Annotated in this window: 16 protein-coding genes and 1 tRNA gene; 11 read left to right on the top strand and 6 right to left on the bottom strand. The window is 72.0% G+C overall.

Annotated elements, in window-relative coordinates; genetic code table 11:
• The first annotated feature begins 76 nt into the window (after nucleotides 1–76).
• Entirely contained in the window at nucleotides 77–994 is a 918-nt protein-coding gene (locus tag E6R18_RS21405; RefSeq protein WP_136318513.1) for a fused MFS/spermidine synthase, read from the top strand.
• A 14-nt stretch (nucleotides 995–1,008) separates the two neighbouring features.
• On the opposite strand, the gene E6R18_RS21400 is transcribed toward E6R18_RS21405, so the two are convergent.
• Nucleotides 1,009–1,548 (bottom strand): hypothetical protein, encoded by a 540-nt coding sequence (locus tag E6R18_RS21400; protein ID WP_136318512.1) that lies wholly within the window; start codon nucleotides 1,546–1,548, stop codon nucleotides 1,009–1,011.
• 89 nt (nucleotides 1,549–1,637) lie between these two features.
• Between E6R18_RS21400 and E6R18_RS21395 the strand changes: the two genes are divergently transcribed.
• The 3 genes from E6R18_RS21395 (at nucleotide 1,638) to E6R18_RS21385 (ending at nucleotide 5,553) form a co-directional block, all read left to right on the top strand.
• Nucleotides 1,638–2,342, top strand: a complete 705-nt coding sequence (locus E6R18_RS21395) for a response regulator transcription factor (protein ID WP_206308344.1) — start codon at nucleotides 1,638–1,640, stop codon at nucleotides 2,340–2,342.
• Entirely contained in the window at nucleotides 2,339–3,760 is a 1,422-nt protein-coding gene (locus E6R18_RS21390; protein WP_136318511.1) for a HAMP domain-containing sensor histidine kinase, read from the top strand. The genes E6R18_RS21395 and E6R18_RS21390 overlap by 4 nt, the downstream gene beginning before the upstream one ends.
• A gap of 308 nt (nucleotides 3,761–4,068) precedes the next feature.
• Nucleotides 4,069–5,553 (top strand): cellulose binding domain-containing protein, encoded by a 1,485-nt coding sequence (locus E6R18_RS21385; RefSeq protein ID WP_136318510.1) that lies wholly within the window; start codon nucleotides 4,069–4,071, stop codon nucleotides 5,551–5,553.
• Nucleotides 5,554–5,659: 106 nt separating this feature from the next.
• Here E6R18_RS21385 and E6R18_RS21380 read toward each other — a convergent pair whose 3' ends face one another.
• Nucleotides 5,660–7,468, bottom strand: coding sequence for a 2-isopropylmalate synthase (locus E6R18_RS21380; RefSeq protein ID WP_136318551.1), 1,809 nt, complete (start codon nucleotides 7,466–7,468; stop codon nucleotides 5,660–5,662).
• Nucleotides 7,469–7,691: 223 nt separating this feature from the next.
• Between E6R18_RS21380 and E6R18_RS21375 the strand changes: the two genes are divergently transcribed.
• From E6R18_RS21375 to E6R18_RS21350, 6 genes are all read left to right on the top strand, one after another.
• Complete coding sequence (locus E6R18_RS21375; RefSeq protein WP_206308348.1) at nucleotides 7,692–8,387, top strand: FCD domain-containing protein; 696 nt, start codon at nucleotides 7,692–7,694, stop codon at nucleotides 8,385–8,387.
• 612 nt (nucleotides 8,388–8,999) lie between these two features.
• Nucleotides 9,000–10,328: an extracellular solute-binding protein gene (locus E6R18_RS21370; RefSeq protein WP_136318508.1), complete on the top strand. Its 1,329-nt coding sequence runs from the start codon at nucleotides 9,000–9,002 to the stop codon at nucleotides 10,326–10,328.
• Nucleotides 10,329–10,574: 246 nt separating this feature from the next.
• Nucleotides 10,575–11,573 carry a sugar ABC transporter permease gene (locus tag E6R18_RS21365; protein WP_136318507.1) on the top strand — a complete coding sequence of 333 codons (999 nt, stop codon included), beginning with the start codon at nucleotides 10,575–10,577 and terminating at the stop codon, nucleotides 11,571–11,573.
• Nucleotides 11,574–11,589: 16 nt separating this feature from the next.
• Nucleotides 11,590–12,510: a carbohydrate ABC transporter permease gene (locus tag E6R18_RS21360; RefSeq protein ID WP_136318506.1), complete on the top strand. Its 921-nt coding sequence runs from the start codon at nucleotides 11,590–11,592 to the stop codon at nucleotides 12,508–12,510.
• Nucleotides 12,511–12,634: 124 nt separating this feature from the next.
• Nucleotides 12,635–14,098 carry a GH1 family beta-glucosidase gene (locus E6R18_RS21355; protein ID WP_136318505.1) on the top strand — a complete coding sequence of 488 codons (1,464 nt, stop codon included), beginning with the start codon at nucleotides 12,635–12,637 and terminating at the stop codon, nucleotides 14,096–14,098.
• A gap of 269 nt (nucleotides 14,099–14,367) precedes the next feature.
• Nucleotides 14,368–15,399: a LacI family DNA-binding transcriptional regulator gene (locus E6R18_RS21350; protein WP_136318504.1), complete on the top strand. Its 1,032-nt coding sequence runs from the start codon at nucleotides 14,368–14,370 to the stop codon at nucleotides 15,397–15,399.
• 230 nt (nucleotides 15,400–15,629) lie between these two features.
• Here the strand turns inward: E6R18_RS21350 and E6R18_RS21345 are convergent, their stop codons facing one another.
• The 4 genes from E6R18_RS21345 to E6R18_RS21330 all read right to left on the bottom strand — a co-directional run bounded on the left by E6R18_RS21345 (nucleotide 15,630) and on the right by E6R18_RS21330 (nucleotide 19,291).
• The gene (locus tag E6R18_RS21345; RefSeq protein ID WP_136318503.1) at nucleotides 15,630–17,171 is read right to left on the bottom strand and encodes an FMN-binding glutamate synthase family protein; all 1,542 of its coding nucleotides are present in this window, start codon (nucleotides 17,169–17,171) and stop codon (nucleotides 15,630–15,632) included.
• A gap of 84 nt (nucleotides 17,172–17,255) precedes the next feature.
• A tRNA-His gene (locus E6R18_RS21340) sits at nucleotides 17,256–17,328 on the bottom strand.
• Between the two features lie 126 nt (nucleotides 17,329–17,454).
• On the bottom strand, nucleotides 17,455–18,057 hold the full coding sequence (gene orn, locus E6R18_RS21335) for an oligoribonuclease (protein ID WP_136318502.1): 603 nt from the start codon (nucleotides 18,055–18,057) through the stop codon (nucleotides 17,455–17,457).
• 10 nt (nucleotides 18,058–18,067) lie between these two features.
• The gene (locus E6R18_RS21330; RefSeq protein WP_136318501.1) at nucleotides 18,068–19,291 is read right to left on the bottom strand and encodes a helix-turn-helix domain-containing protein; all 1,224 of its coding nucleotides are present in this window, start codon (nucleotides 19,289–19,291) and stop codon (nucleotides 18,068–18,070) included.
• 892 nt (nucleotides 19,292–20,183) lie between these two features.
• On the opposite strand from E6R18_RS21330, the gene E6R18_RS21325 reads away from it, so the two are divergent.
• The gene (locus E6R18_RS21325; RefSeq protein WP_136318500.1) at nucleotides 20,184–20,705 is read left to right on the top strand and encodes a universal stress protein; all 522 of its coding nucleotides are present in this window, start codon (nucleotides 20,184–20,186) and stop codon (nucleotides 20,703–20,705) included.
• Nucleotides 20,706–20,707: the final 2 nt, after the last annotated feature.

The raw sequence follows: 20,707 nt of genomic DNA, 5'->3' as shown, positions 1-20,707 counted from the left end.
CCCATAATGACCGGACGGCGGGTCGCACGACCGGCCCGTCACCGGACGCGATGAGCAGTGAGCAGGGCGAGAAGCAGTGGCACGTCGAGGAGCGGCCGGCGGCGGCGACCGCAAGCAGCGCGCGGACCGCAAGGCCGACCACAAGGGGGCGCGCGGCACGGCGGCGGGCAACGTCTCCGAGCAGGTCGGCGGCGGCCTCGCCGAACTCGTCCCCGACCGGGAGCGCCGGCGTGCCTGGACGCTGACGGTCGACGGCGCCCCGCAGTCCCACGTCGACCTCGACGACCCGGCGTACCTCTCCTTCGAGTACCAGCGCCGGATCGGCCACATCGCGGACCTGGCCGCCCCCGCCGGGCAGCCGCTGCACGTGGTGCACCTGGGCGGCGGGGCGTTCACGCTCGCCCGGTACATCGCCGCCACCCGCCCCCGCTCCACCCAGCAGATCATCGAGGTGGACGCCGCCCTCGTGCAGCTGGTGCGCCGTGAACTGCCGCTGGACCCGCAGGCCAGGATCAGGGTCCGGTCCACCGACGCCCGCGCCGGGCTCGGCAAGGTCCAGGACGGCTGGGCCGACCTCGTCATCGCGGACGTCTTCAGCGGGGCCCGCACCCCCGCCCACCTCACCTCCACCGAATTCCTCGCCGAGGTGCGCCGCGTCCTGAAGCCGGGCGGGAGTTACGTCGCCAACCTCGCGGACGGGCCGCCGCTGGCCCACCTGCGCGGCCAGATCGCCACCGCCGCCACGGTCTTCCCCGAACTCGCCCTCGCCGCCGACCCCACGGTGTGGCGGGGCCGCCGCTTCGGCAACGCAGTCCTGCTCGCGTCGGACACGGCCCCGAAGGTCGCGGAGCTGACCCGCCGGGTGGCGACCGACCCGCACCCCGGACGCGTCGAACACGGGCGGGCGCTCGCCGACTTCACCGGCGGCGCCGCCCCGGTGCACGACGCGGACGCCCGCCCGTCACCGCCGCCGCCCCCATCCGCCTTCCACTGACGGCTCCACCGGCGCTACGACTTGACGATGTCCACCAGCGGCGGATGGTCGTTCCAGGTGCAGAAGACGGAGACCGTCGTGCCGTCGTCCCTGGCGAAGTCCACCCGGATCCAGGTGGTGTTCGTCCACACCTGCATCGACCAGCCCGGTTCCGGGGTCGCGGACACCAGCCGCGCCGAGTCGGCGCCGATCTCGAACACGATCCGGCCGCCCTCCGTCGCGTAACTCTTCGCCGTCCCGGCGGAAGCGGTCCCCCCGGACGCCGGACGGGGCGTGTTCGCCGGGGTGCGCGACGGCGAGGGCGTACGGGACGTGGGCGCGGCCGGCTTCGGGGTGGTGGCCCGGGGCGTCGGGCTGGGGGAGGCCGGCGGGGGCGGGGCGGGGCGGTGCGTCGAGGACGCCAGGGTCCGCGCGGTCGGCGACGAGATCGGCACCGCGCGCGGCGGGTCGTACACCGTCCCCGCCAGGACGGTGTGCACACCCCACCACGACACCGTGACCGCCGCGCCGGTGGCGAGCGACCACGCCAGCGCGTGTACGAGTCCTCGTTGCATCGGGCACATCCTGCACCACGGCGGGGCCGCCTGCCCGAGTAGGGTCACCCGCCGGACCGGAGCGCGTCCGATGGCGTACGGTGCCGCCCATGCCAAGTGTGCTCGTGGTCGAGGACGACCAGTTCGTACGATCCGCCCTCATCCGGCACCTGACGGAGGCCGCCCACACCGTACGGAGTGTGGGCACCGCCCTCGAAGCGCTGCGCGAGGTCGCCCACTTCCGCTTCGACGTGGTCATCCTCGACCTCGGACTGCCCGACCTCGACGGGTCCGAGGCGCTGAAGATGCTGCGCGGCATCACCGACGTACCGGTCATCATCGCGACCGCGCGCGACGACGAGAGCGAGATCGTCCGGCTGCTCAACGACGGCGCCGACGACTACCTCACCAAGCCGTTCTCGGTGGAACACCTCTCGGCCCGGATGGCCGCCGTGCTGCGCCGCGCCCGGGCCAGCGGCGGCGAGGCACCGCCCTCGCGCGTCATCCGGGTCGGCGGCCTCGCCATAGACCCGCTGCGCCGGCAGGCCGAACTCGACGGCGCCGCACTCGACCTCACCCGCCGCGAGTTCGACCTGCTCACCTTCCTGGCCGGGCGCCCCGGCGTCGTCGTCCCCCGCAAGGAACTCCTCGCCGAGGTGTGGCAGCAGTCCTACGGCGACGACCAGACCATCGACGTCCACCTCTCGTGGCTGCGCCGCAAACTCGGCGAGACGGCCGCCCGGCCCCGCTATCTGCACACCCTGCGCGGCGTCGGCGTGAAGCTCCAGCCCCCGGCCCCGGAGCGGCCCGCATGAGATGGGCGCTGGTCAAGGTCTGCCTGGCCGTCACCGCGATGGTCGTGGTCGCCTTCGCCGTGCCGCTGGGCCTCGTCGTCAAGGAGATGGCCCGCGACCGCGCGTTCTCCGACGCCGAACGCCAGGCCGCGACGATCGCCCCCACCCTCTCCATCACCACGGACCGCGCCCAGCTGGAGACGGCCGTGATGACCACCGAACCCGGGGCCGCCGACCGGATGGCCGTCCACATCCCGGCCGCGGGCGAGGCCGACGGCGTCCCCGTGGAGATCGGCCGCCGCCGCGCCACCCGCAAGGACCTGGAGACCGTACGGGAGACCGGCCGCGCCTCCATCACCGAAGTGCCCGGCGGCTCCGCGCTGCTCCAGCCGACCGCGCTGGGCCCCGACAACATCGCCGTCGTCGAGGTGTTCGTGCCCGAGGACGAGGTCTCCCACGGGGTCGCCACGGCCTGGCTGATGCTGGCGGCCGTCGGCATCGCGCTGATCGTCGGCTCGGTCGCGGTCGCCGACCGGCTCGGGGTGCGCATGGTGGAGCCGGCCCGGCGCCTCGCCCGCGCCGCCCACGACCTGGGGGAGGGGCGGCTCGGGACCCGCGTCCCGGAGGACGGGCCGACCGAACTCCGGTCCGCCGCAACCGCGTTCAACTCCATGGCCGACCAGGTCGTCCAACTCCTCGCCAACGAGCGGGAACTGGCCGCCGACCTCTCGCACCGGCTGCGCACCCCGCTCACCGTCCTGCGCCTGAACGCCGCGTCCCTCGGCGAGGGCCCGGCGGCCGAGCAGACCCGGGCGGCCGTCGAGCAGCTGGAGCGCGAGGTGGACACGATCATCAGGACCGCCCGCGAACAGCGCCCGCAGACCCAGCCCGGCGGGCCCGGGACCGGCTGCGACGCCAGTGAGGTGATCCGCGAACGGATGGCCTTCTGGTCCGCGCTGGCCGAGGACGAGGGCCGCGAGGTGCGCCTCGCGGGGGTGGACCGTACGGTACGCATCCCGGTCGCCCGCCCCGAACTGGCCGCCGCCCTCGACGCGTTGCTCGGCAACGTCTTCCGCCACACCCCGGAGGGCACCGCCTTCGCGGTCGACGTGCACCACAGCGGTGACGCGGTGATCGTGCTGGTCTCGGACGCGGGAGACGGCATCGCGGACCCGAAGGCGGCCCTGGCACGCGGCGGCAGCGGGCGCGGCGGGGCGCGGGGTGCGGTGGGCTCGACCGGCCTCGGCCTCGACATCGTCCGCCGGGTCGCCGAGTCCACCGGCGGCGACGTGCGCATCGGCCGCTCGGTGCTCGGCGGCACCGAGGTGCGGGTCTGGATCGGGCTCGACGGACAGCGGCCCGAGCAGCGCGGACGCGGCCACCGGGTGGGCCGGCAGCGACGCGGCGCCAAGCGGCGCGGCCACCAGGGCGTGGCCTGAAACCCTGAAACCCGGTCTGACCCGCCCTGTTCCGCGCCCCGGTCTGACCCGCCCTGTTCCGCGCCCCGGTCTGACCGGCCCTGTTCCGCGCCCCGGTCTGACCGGCCCTGTTCCGCGCCCCGGCCTGACCCGCCCTGTTCCGCGCCCCGGCCGGTCCGCGGGGCGGTCGGAACCTTTAGCGGGGCCGATGCGCTCCTTAAGCGAACCCTAAGAACATCAACTCCGGCCCGGCTCGCCCCATTCGCCCCTTTCGCTGCCGCTAGCGTGCTCCCGCATCCCCCACTTCCGTATGACGAGGCAGGAACGCGATGGGCACCAGCACGCACCGGCGCACGGTGGGCACCAGGACCAAGGCGGTCGGCGCGGTCGTCGCCGCGGCCGTGATCGGCGGAACGGTCTTCGCCCTCACCGGCACGGCCCAGGCCGCGGCGGTCGGCGCCGCCTACACCCGGACCAGCGGCTGGACCGGCGGTTACACCGGGCAGTACGTCGTCACCAACGACACCGGCACGGCGAAGACCGGCTGGACGCTCGAATTCGACCTGCCCGCCGGCACGAGGATCAGCTCCCTGTGGAACGGCGAGCACACCGTCAGCGGCAGCCACGTCACGGTCAAGCCGGCGAGCTGGGACAAGGAGCTCGCCGCCGGCAAGTCCGTCACCATCGGCTTCGTCACCAGCTCCGACGGCACGGCCGCCGACCCCACCGGCTGCCTCATCGACGGCGCGAAGTGCTCCGTCGACACCGGAGCGACCCCCGAGCCCAGCGGCCGCCCCACCGAGACCGCCACCCCCGTCCCCACGGCCACCCCCACCGGCAAACCCACCGGGCAGCCCACCGGCACGGCCACTCCCACCCCGACCCCCACGCCCACCAAGACCGGCGACGGCGGCACGGCGAGCGGCGCCCGCTTCGCCCCGTACGTCGACACCTCGCTCTACCCGGCGTACGACCTGGTCGGCACCGCCGGCAAGACCGGGGTCAAGGAGTTCAACCTCGCCTTCATCACCTCCGGCGGCAGCTGCGCCCCGCTCTGGGGCGGTGTCACCGGCCTCGGTGACGACCACGTCGCCTCCCAGATCGGCGCTCTGCGCGCGGCGGGCGGCGACGTCCGGGTCTCCTTCGGCGGAGCCGCCGGCTCCGAACTGGCCCTGCGCTGCTCCTCGGCCGCCGACCTCGCCGCCGCCTACGGCAAGGTCGTCGACACGTACAAGCTGACCAAGGTCGACTTCGACGTCGAGGGCGGCGCGCTGCCCGACACCGCCGCCAACACCCGCCGCTCGCAGGCCATCGCCCAGCTCCAGAAGTCCCACCCCGGCCTGGACGTCTCCTTCACCCTGCCGGTGATGCCCGAGGGCCTGACCCAGCCCGGCGTCGACCTGATCGCCGACGCCAGGAAGAACGGCGTGGACGTCGGGGCCGTCAACATCATGGCGATGGACTACGGCGCCTCGTACAGCGGCGACATGGGAACGTACGCCGTCCAGGCGGCCACCGCCACCCAGGCCCAGATCAAGGGCGTGCTCGGGCTCTCCGACGCGGACGCATGGAAGGCCGTCGCCGTCACCCCGATGATCGGCGTGAACGACGTCAGCACCGAGGTCTTCAAGGTCGAGGACGCCACCCAGCTGGTGGCCTTCGCCAAGGAGAAGGGCCTCGCCTGGCTCGCGATGTGGTCGGCCACCCGTGACAAGGAGTGCGCGGGCGGCGCCAAGCCGACCGCCGACGCCACGTGCAGCTCCATCACGCAGGAACCGCTCGCCTTCACGAAGGCGTTCGGCGCCTACGAGTAGCCCCGCCCGACGCCACCCCAGGAACCACCTCCCCCCGCGCATCCCGGCCGGTCCCCATTCCCCCCACCCCCGGCCGGGGTGCGCCCCCTTCGTCTCCCGGTGGCCGCTACCCCCGCGCCCGGTTCACCGCCGACAGCACCGCCGCCACCGACGCGGCGACGCCCGAGTCGTCCCGGCCCGCGCCCCAGCTCTCCTCGCCGCCGACCCGGCAGCGCGCGTACGCCGTGGTCACCCCGGCCGGGCCCGCGGGCCCCTGCTCCGCGAGGTCCAGGACGCCCGCCTCCACCCCGGCCGCCGCCAGCGCGTCCGCGAACGCGGTGACCGGGCCGGTGCCCGTGCCCTCGTAGTCGCCCTCCCGGTCGTCCACCCGCAGCGTGCAGACGAACCGGTGCTCACCGGCCGGCCCGGTCTGCGCCGACCAGGACGTCAGCGCGACGGACCCGTCCCGCCCGGGCGCCAGATAGGCGGCCTCGAACAGGTTCCACAGGTCCTTGCCGGTGGCCTCGCGGCCGCTCTCGTCGGTCGCGTGCTGCACCGCGCGGGAGAAGTCCGCCCGCATCCCGGCCGGCAGGTCCACCCCGTGCCCGGAGCGCAGCAGGTGGGCGATGCCGCCCTTGCCCGACTGCGAGTTGACCCGGATGACCGCCTCGTACGTACGCCCCACGTCCGCCGGGTCGATCGGCAGGTACGGCACCTCCCACCGGTCGGACGCGCTGCTCGCGCGGTGGGCGAAGCCCTTGCTGATCGCGTCCTGGTGGGTGCCGGAGAACGCGGTGTACACCAGGTCGCCGCCGTACGGGTGGCGCGGCGGCACGGGCAGCCGGTTGCAGTGCTCGACCGTGCGGCGGATCTCGTCGATGTCCGAGAAGTCGATCATCGGGTCCACGCCCTGGGCGTGCAGGTTCAGCGCCAGGTTGACCAGGTCGACGTTGCCGGTGCGCTCCCCGTTGCCGAACAGGCAGCCCTCCACCCGCTGGGCGCCCGCCAGCACGGCCAGTTCCGCGCAGGCCACGCCCGTGCCCCGGTCGTTGTGCGGGTGGACGGAGAGGATCACCGCGTCGCGGCGGGCCAGATGGCGGTGCATGTACTCGATCTGGTCCGCGTACACGTTGGGCGTGGCGATCTCCACCGTGGCGGGCAGGTTGTGGACGACCGGCCGGTCCGGCGAGGCGTCCCACAGCTCGGTCAGGCTGTCGCAGACCTCCAGGACGTAGTCCGGCTCGGTCAGGATGAAGACCTCCGGCGAGAACTGGAACCGGATGTCCGCCCCGGGCCTGGCCCGGGCCAGCCGGCCCATCTGCCGTGCGGCCTCCAGCACCACGCCGTGCACCCCGGCCCGGTCCCGGCCGAGGACGACCTCGCGCCAGACGGGCGCGGTCGCGATGTAGAGGTGGACGACGACCCGGTCCATGTCGGCGACCGCCTCGAAGGTGCGCTCGATCAGGTCCGCTCTGGCGGGGGCGAAGACGACCACCGTGACGTCGTCGGGCACCGCCCCGCTCGTCGCCAGGTGCCGGACGAAGTCGAAGTCGGTGCGGCTCGCGGACGGGTAGCCGATCTCGATCTCCTTGAAGCCCATCGCCACCAGCAGATCGAACATCCGCCGCTTGCGCGGGGTGTCCATCGGCTCCGCCAGCGCCTGGTTGCCGTCCCTGAGGTCGACCGGTACCCACAGCGGGGGCCGTTCGACACGGGCCTGCGGCCAGCTCCGGCCGGTCAGCGGGATCGCGACGCGGTCGAAAGCGGAGCGGTAGCGGTGCGACGGCATGGAGCTGGAGCGCTGGGGGTTCCAGCGGGGCGCGCCGTCGGGGACCGGGCCGCGGGGGGTGCAGATGGTGGGGAAGCCGTGCAGGGGTGACCGGGCGTCGGGCGCGGCCGTGGCCGTGGACATGGACTGGGACATGAACTCGGGCATGAACTCGGGCATGAACTCGGGCATGAACTCGGGCATGAACTCGGGCATGAACGGTGTCTCTTCTCGCATCGCCGGATGCGACCGGCCCAGCACGGCACCCCGCGGCGGGGTGCCGATCGCTTCAGGCCCCGCCGCGGCAGCCGAGAAGAAGGAGACCGCGGTACGTCATGGCCGGTACAGTAACCAGAACGCAACCCCTCAGACAACCTGACAGGTGAACGACGTGTCCCCGCTCGGCCCCCTCCGCCCCAGTCCCCTCGTCGAACAGGCCACCAGCCATCTGCGCACGCGGATCACCGAGGGGCACTGGCCGGTCGGCACGAAGCTCCCGGGCGAGACGACTCTCGCCCGGGAGCTGGGCGTGGGCCGCTCGACGGTCCGTGAGGCGGTGCGTACGCTCGCCACGCTCGGCCTGCTCCGCTCCCGGCAGGGCGCCGGTGTCTTCGTCGTCGCCGACCACGCCGTGGAGGACTGGCCGGTGCGGCTGCGGCGGGCCTCGGTCACCGACGTCTACGAGGTGCGCATGCTGATCGAGGTGCAGGCCGCCCGCCTGGCCGCGCACCGCCGCACCGACGAGGACCTGACCGCCCTGGACGCGGCGCTCACCGCCCGCCTGGCCGCCGGCGCCGGGACCGACGACGCCGGCTTCGTGGACGCGGACATCGCCGTGCACCGGGCGGTCGTGGCGGCCGCGCACAATCCGGTGCTGAGCGACCTGTTCGCCGAGTTCGTGCCCGCGCTGCGGCAGGGGCTCATCGACCTGGTGGAGCTGCTCGGGCTGCGCCGGGAGGACCCGCAGCACGGCCACGCGGGGCACCGGGCGCTGGTCGCGGCGGTCGTCTCGGGCGACGCGGAGTCGGCGGCACGGGCGGCCCAGGAGGAGCTGGAGGGCACCCTGGCCCGCCTGCGTGCGGCCTGACCGCTCATCCGTAGGGCAACGTTCCGGCCACCGTGCCGACTTCGTTCCGGCCGCCGCGCCGACTTCGTCCCGGCCACCGCCGCAATCCCCGCTCCGGCCACCATGCGGACATCGAGTTCGGGCAAAGAACGCGTGAGTGGGCTCAAGCGCCCCCACCGCGTGGTGCCCCGTTCACTTCCCGGCGGGCCCCTCAGGGGGGTTCGGGGGTCCGGAAAAGTGTTTCCGGGGGATGCCGAGAAACCGGCGCACTCGCCGGTTTCTCCCGGCCACCACTCCATGATCCACCCCCAATACGCCTCTCACCTGCGGGAATTCGGGAACCTCGGCTTCCGCACCCGAGGGCGTTCCGCTTTGGCAAGCCTTCGGCCGGACACGGTCTCGTGACTTGCAGGACACGCTCGCGCAACGGAAGCGTCTTCAACTCTTGACACCCACCCCTCCCAGGCAGCAATCTTCCGACATCGACGCATGGGAGCGCTCCCACATCGCACGAGGATTTCTCGCGTGAACGGCACTGCCCGTGTCCTCCCCCCTGACCCATCCGGCACCCGCACTCACCAGCGCGTATGCCACGCAGTGAGCCAGTCCCACCCTGGAACAAGGAGTAGTGGAATGCGTATCACCCGCACCGTCGCCGGCCGGAGCCGCAGAGTCGCGGTTCTGGCCACCACGGGCCTGACCGCTTCGGCCCTGCTGCTGACCGGCTGCAGCAGCGACGACTCCGACTCGTCGAACGAGTCCTCCGATGCGAACGGGAAGATCACGCTGACCGTCGCCGACTTCGGCCAGTTCGGCTACAAGGAGGCCGGCCTCTTCGCGAAGTACCACGAGCTGCACCCGAACATCACGGTCAAGGAGGACACGACCGCCGATGAGAAGGTCTACTACCCCAAGCTGCTCCAGCAGCTGAACTCGGGCAGCGGCCTCGCCGACGTCCAGGGTCTCGAGGTCGGGCGCATCAAGGAGCTCGTCGACACGAAGGCGGACCAGTTCGCCGACCTGAGCAAGGTCATCGACGTCAACGAGTGGGTGTCCTGGAAGGAGAAGCAGGCCACCACCAAGGACGGCAAGGTGATCGGCGCGGGTACCGACATCGGCCCGATGTCGCTCTGCTACAACACCGATCTCTTCAAGAAGGCCGGCCTGCCGACCGACCGCAAGGAGGTCGCGGCCAAGATCTCCGGGGGCTGGGAGGACTACCTCAAGCTCGGTGAGGAGTACAAGAAGAAGGCCCCGGCGGGCACCTTCTACATGGACTCCGCCAGCGCCATGTACAACGCCGTCGTCAGCTCGAACGCGGAGCAGTACTACGACGCGAGCGGCAAGCCGATCTACAAGGACAGCCCCAGCGTCAAGCAGGGCTGGAACCTCGCGGCCGAGGCCGCGGACAAGAAGCTGACCCAGGGCCTCGCCCAGTTCAGCGACCCGTGGGCGGCCGCTCTGCGCAAGGGCACCATCGCCACGGTGGCCTGCCCCGCCTGGATGGCCGGCCAGATCTCGGTGAACGCCGGTGACGGCAACAAGGGCAAGTGGGACATCACCACCGCCCCCGGTGAGACCGCCGCCAACTGGGGCGGTTCGTTCCTCGGCGTCCCGACGGCCGGCAAGCACGTCAAGGAGGCCGGCGAGCTCGTCAAGTGGCTGACCGCCCCCGAGCAGCAGGCCGCCGTCTTCAAGGCGATCGGTGTCTTCCCGTCCAACAAGGGCGCGTACGACCTGCCGGACGTGAAGAACGCCACCCTGCCGTACTTCAACGACGCGCCGATCGGCCAGATCTACGCCGACGAGGCCAAGTCCATCCCCGAGACGGTGCTCGGCCCGAAGGACGCCTCGATCAAGGACACCATCTCCACCCAGATCAACAACATGGAGCAGCGCGGCACCAAGCCCGACAAGGCGTGGGAGGCGGCGACCAAGTCGATCGACAAGGTGATCGGCTGACCGTCGCAGCGGCGGGCGGCCCCAGGGCCGCCCGCACCTGCGTGTCCCCAGGGGGCGTCCTGTCGATCAGGGCCGGGTCCGATCGACGGACACCCCCCGCCCGCGGGGTGGCCCGTGCCGTTCCGGCGGGCTTGCACGGGGCGACCGGGTACCTTCCCGGCCGCCCCGTGGAAGCCCACCGCGCACGCCTTCGGCCCATGCCCCGTACCCGGGTAACTCAAGCAATCCAGGGAAGGACTCCCGCTCGTGGCCACCTCGACTCCCACCCGGGACGCATACGCGCCGCCACCCCGCGGCTCCCAGCGCAAACCGGTGAGCACCCGCCGGCAGACGTGGCGGAGCCGGCTCTGGCGGTTCGACGACAAGGCGTCGCCGTACGCCTACATCGCCCCGTTCTTCCTCATCTTCGGCGCCTTCGGGCTCTACCCGCTGATCTACACCGGCTGGATCGCCCTGCACCGGGTCGAGATGACCGGCATGGACCAGATGGAGTGGGTCGGCTGGGAGAACTTCGACAGGATCCTGCACGACTCCGAGTTCTGGACGGCCGTCAGCAACACCTTCCTGATCGGTGTCATGTCGACGGTTCCGCAGCTGCTCGTCGCGCTGGGCCTGGCGCATCTGCTGAACTACAAGCTGCGCGCCAGCACCTTCTGGCGGACGATCATCCTCACCCCGTACGCCACCTCGGTGGCCTCCGCGGCGCTCGTCTTCGCCCTGGTCTTCCGGGCCGACGGCGGTCTGCTGAACTGGGCGCTGCACTTCGTCGGCCTCGGCGACACCAACTGGGCCAACGGCCACTGGACGTCCAAGATCGCCATCTCGGTCATCGTGATCTGGCGCTGGACCGGCTACAACACCCTGATCTACCTGGCCGCGATGCAGGCGGTCCCGTCCGACCTGTACGAGGCGGCCTCGCTCGACGGTGCCTCGCGCTGGCAGCAGTTCCGCAAGGTGACCATCCCCTCGCTGCGGCCCACGATCCTCTTCACGATCGTCATCTCGACCATCGGTTCCATGCAGCTGTTCGGTGAGCCCCTGCTGCTGGAGGGCGGCACGCTCGGCGCGACCGGCGGCAACGAGAATCAGTACGAGACCCTCAGCGTCTACCTCTACAACTACGGCTGGAACCTGCAGCATCTCGGCCCGGCCGCCGCAGTGGCCTGGGCGATGCTCGCCCTCCTGCTGATCATCGCCGCGGTCAACTGGCTCATCGGCCGCTTCGTACGCAAATCCGCGGTCTGACCGGGAGCGATATCCAATGACCATGACCAGCCCCACCAAAGCTCCGGAGCTCGGCCTCCCAGTACGTTCCGCCCACCGCGCGGCGAAGCGCCCGAGCCGTTTCAAGCCCGGCGCCGGCCAGCAGCTGAAGGGCGGCCCGTTCGCCTACATCGCCCTGACCGTCGTCGGCATCGGCTCGCTGCTGCCGCTGTACTGGACCCTGGTGGCCGCGTCCCACACCCAGGACGAAGTGCTGGCCACCACCCCGCCGTTCCTGCCGGGTGGCCGGCTCTTCCACAACCTCGACGCCGCCTGGACCCAGGCCCACCTGGGCAAGGCGATCGTCAACAGCATCATCGTGGCCGGCTGCATCACGGCGGCGACGCTCTTCTTCTGCACCCTGGCCGGCTACGCCTTCGCCAAGATGCGCTTCCGCGGCCGCGGTGCCCTGATGACCGGCGTCATCCTGACCCTGACGATCCCGCCGCAGCTCAGCGTCGTCCCGCTGTTCATGATGATGGCCGACCTCGGCTGGGGCGGGAACCTGGAGTCGGTGATCTTCCCGACCCTGGTGAGCGCCTTCGGCGTGTTCTTCATGCGCCAGTACCTGAGCGAGGCACTGCCGTACGAGCTGATCGAGGCCGCCAAGATCGACGGCGCGAACAACTTCCGCATCGTGCTGAGCGTGGTGCTGCCGGTGGCCCGCCCCGCGATGATGGTGCTCGGCATGCTCACCTTCGTCCAGGCGTGGAACGACTTCTTCTGGCCCTACCTCGCCCTGAACCAGCAGAACCCCACCCTTCAGGTGGCCCTCGGCCAGCTGAGCGCCTCCTACACGCCCGACACGAGCATCGTGATGGCCGGCGCGCTGATCAGCACCCTGCCGCTGCTCGTGGTGTTCGTCGTCTTCGGCAAGCAGATCGTCGGCGGGATCATGTCCGGCGCCGTCAAGGGCTGACCCCCGCCCGCCTCTTCACCGTCCCGGACGCCCCGTACGGTCCTCGCCCGCACCGCGGACCGTACGGGCTCCGGAGCCCCACCCTGTCAGGCCCCTGTCCGTCACTTCCTGGGAGCGCTCCCGCATGACTGCTGTACGACCCGACACCGCACCGAAGCCGGCGCCCGAGACCACGAAGTTCCCGACGGGCTTCCTCTGGGGAGCGGCCACCGCCGCCTACCAGGTCGAGGGGGCCGCCGCCGAGGACGGGCGCACGCCCTCCATCTGGGACACCTTCAGCCGCACCCCCGGCAAGGTCCGCAACGGCGACACCGGCGACATCGCCGCCGACCACTACCACCGCTACCGCGACGACGTGGCCCTGATGAAGCAGCTGGGGCTGAAGGCGTACCGCTTCTCCATCTCCTGGTCCCGGGTCCAGCCCACCGGCCGCGGCCCCGCGGTCGAGCGCGGCCTGGACTTCTACCGCAAGCTCGTCGACGAGCTGCTGGAGGCCGGCATCACGCCCGTCGCCACCCTCTACCACTGGGACCTGCCCCAGGAGCTGGAGGACGCGGGCGGCTGGCCCGAGCGCGCCACCGCCGAGCGGTTCGCGGACTACACCGCGATCATGGCGGGCGCCCTCGGCGACCGCGTCGGCACGTGGACCACCTTCAACGAGCCGTGGTGCTCGGCCTTCCTCGGCTACGGCTCCGGGGTGCACGCCCCCGGCCGCACCGAGCCCGCCTCCGCCCTGCGGGCGGCCCATCACCTCAATCTCGCCCATGGCCGGGCGATCGAGGTCCTGCGCGGTCAACTCCCCGCTACCGCGCAGACCTCGGTCACCCTCAACCTCCACCAGGTGCGCCCGCTGACGCCGAGCCCGGCGGACGTGGACGCCGCCCGCCGCATCGACGCGGTCGGCAACCGCGTCTTCACCGGCCCGATGCTGCACGGCGCCTACCCGGAGGACCTGCTCACCGACACCGCGCACCTGGTGGACTGGTCGAAGCTGGTCCAGGAAGGCGACCTGGAGGCCATCTCGCGCCCGGTCGACGTCCTGGGCATCAACTACTACACGCCGACCCTGGTCTCCACGCCCGCCGAGGGCACCGGGGACACCCGCAACGACGGCCACGGCGCGAGCGACTACTCGCCGTGGCCCGGCTCCGAGCACGTCGCCTTCCACCTCGCCGAGGGGAAGGCGACCACCGCCATGAACTGGTCGATCGACCCCAACGGGCTCTACAACCTCCTCATGGACGTCACCCGGGACCACCCCGGCATCCCGCTGATGGTCACCGAGAACGGCGCCGCCTTCGACGACTACGTCTCGCCCGAGGGCCGGGTACAGGACCCCGAGCGCATCGCCTACCTGCACGGCCACCTCGACGCCGTGCAGCGGGCGGTGGCCGACGGCGCGGACGTGCGCGGCTACTTCCTCTGGTCGCTGATGGACAACTTCGAGTGGGCGTACGGCTATTCGAAGCGGTTCGGTGCCGTGTACGTGGACTACGCCTCCCAGCGCCGCATCCCGAAGGCCAGCGCCCACTGGTACGCCGACGTGATCCGCCGCCACGCCCTGCCCCCGCAGGACGGTCGCGCCTGACACCACCCCTCCCTCTCCGGTACGTCCTGACCCGTACCGGCCCGCTGAGACCCGGCACCCGTGCCGGGTCTCAGCCGTTTCCTCCCCATCAGCGGTCCGCGGCGCCCCGGCCTGTGCGTCCCGCTTGACCACGCGCGTAGAGTGGGAGCGCTCCCACGGAACGGAGCGGGGGAGCGGCCGACCGGTCCCGCAGAGTGTCAAGGGAACCAACACCAGGACTTGGTTTGGTTATCCGACTGTGAGAAATTGACCGCGAACGGGAGGCAGCCATGACGGCAGCGCGAGTACGGAGCGGGGGCCGGCCCACGCTCGAAGAGGTCGCGGCACGGGCGGGGGTGGGCCGGGGCACGGCCTCACGCGTCATCAACGGATCGCCCCGGGTCAGCGCCCACACCCGGGAGGCGGTGGAGGCCGCCGTCGCCGAGCTGGGCTACGTACCCAACCGCGCGGCCCGCGCCCTGGCCGGCAACCGCACGGACGCCATCGCGCTCGTCGTACCCGAGTCGGAGAGCCGCTTCTTCGCGGAGCCCTACTTCTCCGACATCGTGCGCGGGGTCGGCGCCGCCCTGGCCGACACGGAGATGCAGCTGCTGCTCACCCTCGTCGGCAGCGACCGGGAGCGCCGCAGGCTCGCCCAGTACCTCACCGCGCACCGCGTGGACGGCGTGCTGCTGGTCTCCGTGCACGCCGACGACCCGCTGCCCGACCTGCTCGAACAGCTCGGCATGCCCGCCGTGATGAACGGCCGCAGATCCGCCGCCGAACCGCTCTCCTCGGTCGACTCGGACAACTTCGAGGGGGCCCGCGGCGCGGTGGAGCACCTCGTCTCGCGCGGCCGCCGCACCATCGCCACCATCACCGGCCGGCTCGACGTCTACGCCTCCCAGCGCCGCCTGGACGGCTACCGCCAGGCCGTTCGCGAGGCCGGCCTGGAACCCGACGAGCGGCTGATCGCCCCCGCCGACTTCTCCGAGGAGGGCGGCGTCCAGGCCATGCGCGACCTGCTCGCCCGCCGCCCCGACGTGGACGCCGTCTTCGCCGCGTCCGACGTCATGGCCGCCGGCGCCCGCCAGGTCCTGCGCGAGGCCGGCCGCCGCATCCCCGACGACGTCGCCCTCATCGGCTTCGACGACTCCGCCGTGGCCCGCCACATGGACCCCGCCCTCACCAGCGTGCGCCAGCCGATCGAGGAGATGGGCCGCACCATGACCAGGGTCCTGCTCGACACGATCGCCGGCGAGAACGCGGACCGCCCGCAGATCGTGCTCCCCACGGAACTGGTGGTCCGCGACTCGTCGTGAGGGCCGCCGTGTCCAGCCTGCGCGGAGCCCGCGACCGCCCGGCGCCGGGCGGAAGCGTTCACCGCACACCGCACTCGGCGCCGTGAGGGCACGGGCCCTGCGCCCGCACCCTCACGTGCCCCCCGGACAGGCCCTGGGCGTAGAGGGCTTCCGCCGCACGCACGGGCACCGCAGCACCCCCGCGATGGACCAGGGTGAGGGCCACGTGCGCTCAGGGTGCTCGTCGCGCGTCAGGCATGGTCCTCGGGCGCCGGGCCCGGCCCGGTGAGCAGGGCGGTGATCTCCTGGGCGAGGTGCGGGGCCAGCTCGCCCCAGCCGTCCTTGTAGCCGTAGACGCTCGCCAGGCCACGGGCGTCGTAGTCGCCGTTCATGACTTCGATGTCGGCGGTGGTGATGAGCCCGGGGTGGGCGACGCCGACGGCGCCGGAGACCTTCAGCAGCTCCCTGCGGAGGGTGCGCAGGTAGACGGCGGCACGTATCGCCTTCGAGGGCGCGTCGACGCCGCGCACCAGCCACGGGTCCTGGGTGGCTATGCCGGTGGGGCACTTGTCGGTGTGGCACTTCTGCGCCTGGATGCAGCCGATGGAGAGCATCGCCTCGCGGGCGACGTTGACCATGTCGGCGCCCAGGGCGAACGCGACGACGGCGTTCTCGGGCAGGCCCAGCTTGCCGGAGCCGATGAAGGTGATGTCGTCGGTGAGGCCCTGCTCGGCGAAGGTGCCGTAGACACGGGAGAAGCCCATCCGGAACGGCAGGGACACCGAGTCGGAGAAGATGAGCGGAGCCGCCCCGGTACCGCCCTCGCCTCCGTCCACGGTCACGAAGTCGACCCCGCGGTCGCCCCGCGCCATCAGGGCGGCCAGCTCCTCCCAGAAGCCCATGTCGCCCACGGCGCTCTTGATGCCGACCGGCAGACCGGTCTCCCCGGCGAGGAGCTCGACGAAGTCGAGCATCGAGTCGACGTCGTGGAACGCGGTGTGCCGGGAGGGCGAGGCGCAGTCCTCGCCCTCCGGGATACCCCGGATCTCCGCGATCTCGGAGGTCACCTTCGCCGCCGGCAGCAGCCCGCCGAGCCCCGGCTTCGCGCCCTGCGAGATCTTGATCTCGATCGCCCTGACCGGGGCCCCCGCGACGATCTCCTTCAGCTTGTCGAGGCTGAAGGTGCCGTCCTCGTTGCGGCAGCCGAAGTACGAGGTGCCGATCTGGAGGATCAGGTCGCCGCCGTTGCGGTGGTACGGGGAGAGGCCGCCCTCGCCGGTGTTCTGCAGGGCGCCGGCCAGTGCCGCGCCCTTGTTCAGAGCCGTGACGGCCGCGCCCGACAGTGAGCCGAAGCTCATCGCGGAGATGTTCACCACGCTCGCCGGACGGAACGCCTTGGCCCGCCCGCGCGGACCGCCCAGCACCTTGGCCGAGGGCAGCGGGGCCTGCGGGTCGTGGAGGCCGGGCAGTGGGCCGGCGAACGTGCGCTGCTTCACGTACGCGTGGCCCTGCACATGCTCCACGTCCATGTCCGTGCCGAACCCGAAGTAGTTGTTCTCCTCCTTCGCGGAGGCGTAGATCCAGGTGCGCTGGTCGCGGCTGAAGGGGCGCTCCTCCTCGTTGGAGGTCACGACGTACTGCCGCAGCTCCGGCCCGATCCTCTCCAGCAGATACCGGGCGTGGCCGATCACGGGAAAGTTCCTGAGCAGCGCGTGCTTCTTCTGTACGAGGTCGCGGGCTGCCACCAGCGCCAGTGCCGCCGCTGCGGCCGTGCCGATACTCCGGGCGCGCATGAGCGTTCCTCTCGTCGACTGTGGGATAGCCCGACCATAGAGAAGGGCCGGTTCGCCCAAGCGAACCGGCCCTTCTTCATCAAGGGTGAGTAACGGGACTCGAACCCGCGACATCCTGGACCACAACCAGGTGCTCTACCATCTGAGCTATACCCACCATGTCCGGTCGTTTCCGACCGGCCGAGAAAAAGTGTACAGGGTCGGGGAGGGTGCTCGCGCCCTCATTCCCCGGCCGCCGGTCCCGCCCCGCGGAGGGGCGGTGACCAGCGGCTTCCCGGAGGCGTCAGGCCCGGGGTCCGGAGACCCGTGCCGCGATCCCCTTCGCGCGTTCGGAGTCCGGGCCCGGCTGGGGCACGAAGACCGCCTCGCGGTAGTACCGCAGCTCCGTGATGGAGTCGCGGATGTCCGCGAGGGCCCGGTGGTTGCCGTTCTTCTCCGGGCTGTTGAAGTACGCCCTCGGGAACCAGCGGCGGGCCAGCTCCTTGACCGAGGAGACGTCCACGATCCGGTAGTGGAGGTAGCCCTCCAGCAGCGGCATGTCGCGGGAGAGGAAGCCGCGGTCGGTGCCCACCGAGTTGCCGCAGAGCGGGGCCTTGCCGGGCTCCTTCACGTGCTCCCGGACGTAGGCGAGGACCTGCTCCTCGGCGTCGGCCAGCGTCGTGCCGCCGGCCAGCTCGTCCAGGAGGCCCGAGGCGGTGTGCATCTGCCGCACCACCTCGGGCATGGTCTCCAGCGCCGCGTCCGGCGGGCGGATCACGATGTCCACCCCTTCGCCGAGCACGTTCAACTCCGAGTCGGTGACCAGCGCGGCCACCTCGATGAGTGCGTCTTCCGCCAGCGAGAGCCCGGTCATCTCGCAGTCGATCCACACCATGCGGTCGTTCATGCGCCCCACCCTACGGGGCGCTCCGCTGTCCGGGCAGGGCCGGGCGCCCCGCGGCGTACACGTCGGGGCCCGCCTTCGCGTGCTCCGCGCGGCCCGCGTCCAGCACCGCGGAAGCGGCGGCGGACGGGCCCGCGACGGCGGTCCGGCGGCTCGCGGCGGTCCCCTGGGCGGGCACCGCCACCTCCGTCACCGTCGCGACCGGCTCCGGCACCCCGCCCTGCGGACGGCGGGCCCGGTAGGCGGCCCGGTACGCGGCGGGGGAGGAGCCCAGCTGGCGGCGGAAGTGCCCGCGCAGCGCCACCGGTGAGCGGAAGCCGCAGCGGCCCGCGACCTCGTCCACCGAGTAGTCGGACGTCTCCAGCAGCCGCTGCGCCTGCAGCACCCGCTGGGTGATCAGCCACTGGAGCGGTGCGCTGCCGGTGAGCGAGCGGAACCTGCGGTCGAAGGTCCGCCGGCTCATGTAGGCGCGCGCGGCCAGCGTCTCCACGTCGAACTGCTCGTGCAGATGCTCCAGCGCCCAGGCGACGACCTCGGCGAGCGGGTCGGAGCCGATTTCCTCCGGTAAAGACCTGTCCAGGTAGCGCTCCTGGCCGCCACTGCGCCGGGGCGGTACGACGAGCCGTCGGGCGAGTGCCCCGGCGGCCTCCGTGCCGTGGTCCGAGCGGACTATGTGCAGGCAGAGGTCGATGCCGGCCGCCGTCCCGGCGGAGGTCAGCACATCGCCGTCGTCGACGAACAGCTCGCGCGGATCGACGTGGACCGACGGGTAGCGCTTGGCCAGCGTCGGCGCGTACATCCAGTGCGTGGTGGCCGGGCGGCCGTCCAGCAGGCCGGCGGCGGCGAGCACGAAGGCCCCCGTGCACAGCCCGACGATGCGGGCGCCCTCCTCGTGGGCGCGGCGCAGCGCCTCCAGGGCCTCCACGGGCGGCGGTGAGGTGATCGAGCGCCAGGCGGGCACCACGACGGTGCCGGCCCTGCTGATCGCCTCCAGCCCGTAGGGCGCGGTCAGTTCGAGTCCCCCGGTGGTGCGCAGCGGTCCCTCCTCGCCGCCGCACACGAGCAGGCGGTAGCGCGGAACTCCCGCGTCCTGGCGGTCGATTCCGAACACCGACAGCGGGATGGAGCTCTCGAAGATGGGGCCACCGCTGAACAGCAGTACGGCGACGACTTCCCGGCGTCGTCGTCCGCCCAGCTTCCGTACAGCCTCCGTTGCGGTGGCGGAGTCCTGGCTCATGACGCTAAGCCCCCCTCGGTGTTCGCGTCTTCCTGGTCCTTGCGGGCCTGTCGCACCTGCACTTGTCCCCTCGGTCGTGCACGAGTCCCCGGCCTTCGACGCCCAAGATCGAATCTACTGCGTCCCGTGGTGCCGTCGTGACAAGTTCACCAACCGGCTCATTGTCGACAAGGCAACCTGGCGGGAAGCGTTCGATCACGAAGCGTTTCACTCGTGAGTCGTGCAGGGAAGTGCGTCCGGCGTTCATGGCCCGTCCCCATTGGGCGGAAGCGTACCGGTCGGTCTCTTCCTGCCTGGTGGCAAGGGGGTTGACCGGCCATTTCGGCAAGGAACCGACCGGTCCCTGAAGTTGGCTGGAAATGTACGGTCGCGTGTGCGGAAATCAGTCGTTCTACCGGCGCACAACCCGGGGCGCCCATCCGCCCCCGCGCGCCCCCTCGCCGGGTCGTGCGGCCGGGTCGCACGGGCCGGAGCGCCGGGTCTGGCCGGCAGCCGAATACCGGCCACCGGGTCGCGGCGGCGGCCGGTCGCCCGATGGGTTCCGGACGCGGCCCCGGGCGTCGGCCCCGTCGCCCGGACGGGTGGCTTCCGGTTGGGCGCCGCGGGGGCCCGTGAGGCCGCCCCGGGCCGGGCCTGAGCGGCCGGGGCGGGGCCTCGGGCGGCGGCCGGGACGTCGGTGTACCGGGCAACCGGCATTGCCATACGGGGCCGGTCTCGGGCATGCTCCGGAAAACGTCGCATGCGCCGTGCGCGGGACGGGCAGTGGAGGAATGGCGCCGTACCCTTGGGGGTAAGGGGTTGGGAAGATGATTCCCGGACACCACGACACCACCCGCTGACGCATCTTCCCCACGTCGCTCTCCTCACGAGGACTCTCTTCGCCGAGACACCGATGGCCGGTCACGAAATCCCCGAACCCGCGGACCGCAAGCGGGTAGCCGACCCCATGTCGGACCCGCAGGCGGCCGAACAAGCGCGCCGTCCGTGCGATCCCGCCTTCCGGCATGGGGTCGTCGTCGGCTTCGACGGCTCGACCTCCAGCGAGCGGGCCCTCGCCTATGCCATCGGCATGTCCCGGAGGACGGGCTCCGGGCTGATCATCGTCCATGTCGCCAACCGGCTGCCGACCACGGTCTGGGCGGGCTGCGAGCCCCCCGTCTTCGTGGACGTGCCCGACCACCGCACCGAGGTCCTCGGTCTGGAGCTCGCCTGCGCGGACTACCTCGCCGAAGTGCCCTGGGTGCTCGTGGAGCGCGGCGGCGACATCTGCCACGAACTGGAGGAGGTCGGCCGCGAGTACTCGGCCGACGCGATCGTCGTGGGCTCCACGCACGGCATCGTGGGCCGGATCTTCGGCTCGGTGGCGGGCCGGCTGGCGCGCCGCGCACAACGACCCGTCGTCGTCATCCCGTAGCG

Source organism: Streptomyces sp. A1277 (genome assembly GCF_004795015.1).
Taxonomy (GTDB): domain Bacteria; phylum Actinomycetota; class Actinomycetes; order Streptomycetales; family Streptomycetaceae; genus Streptomyces.
Note: the sequence above shows the minus strand (reverse complement) of the source record. Positions and strands in the feature narration are given on the sequence as shown.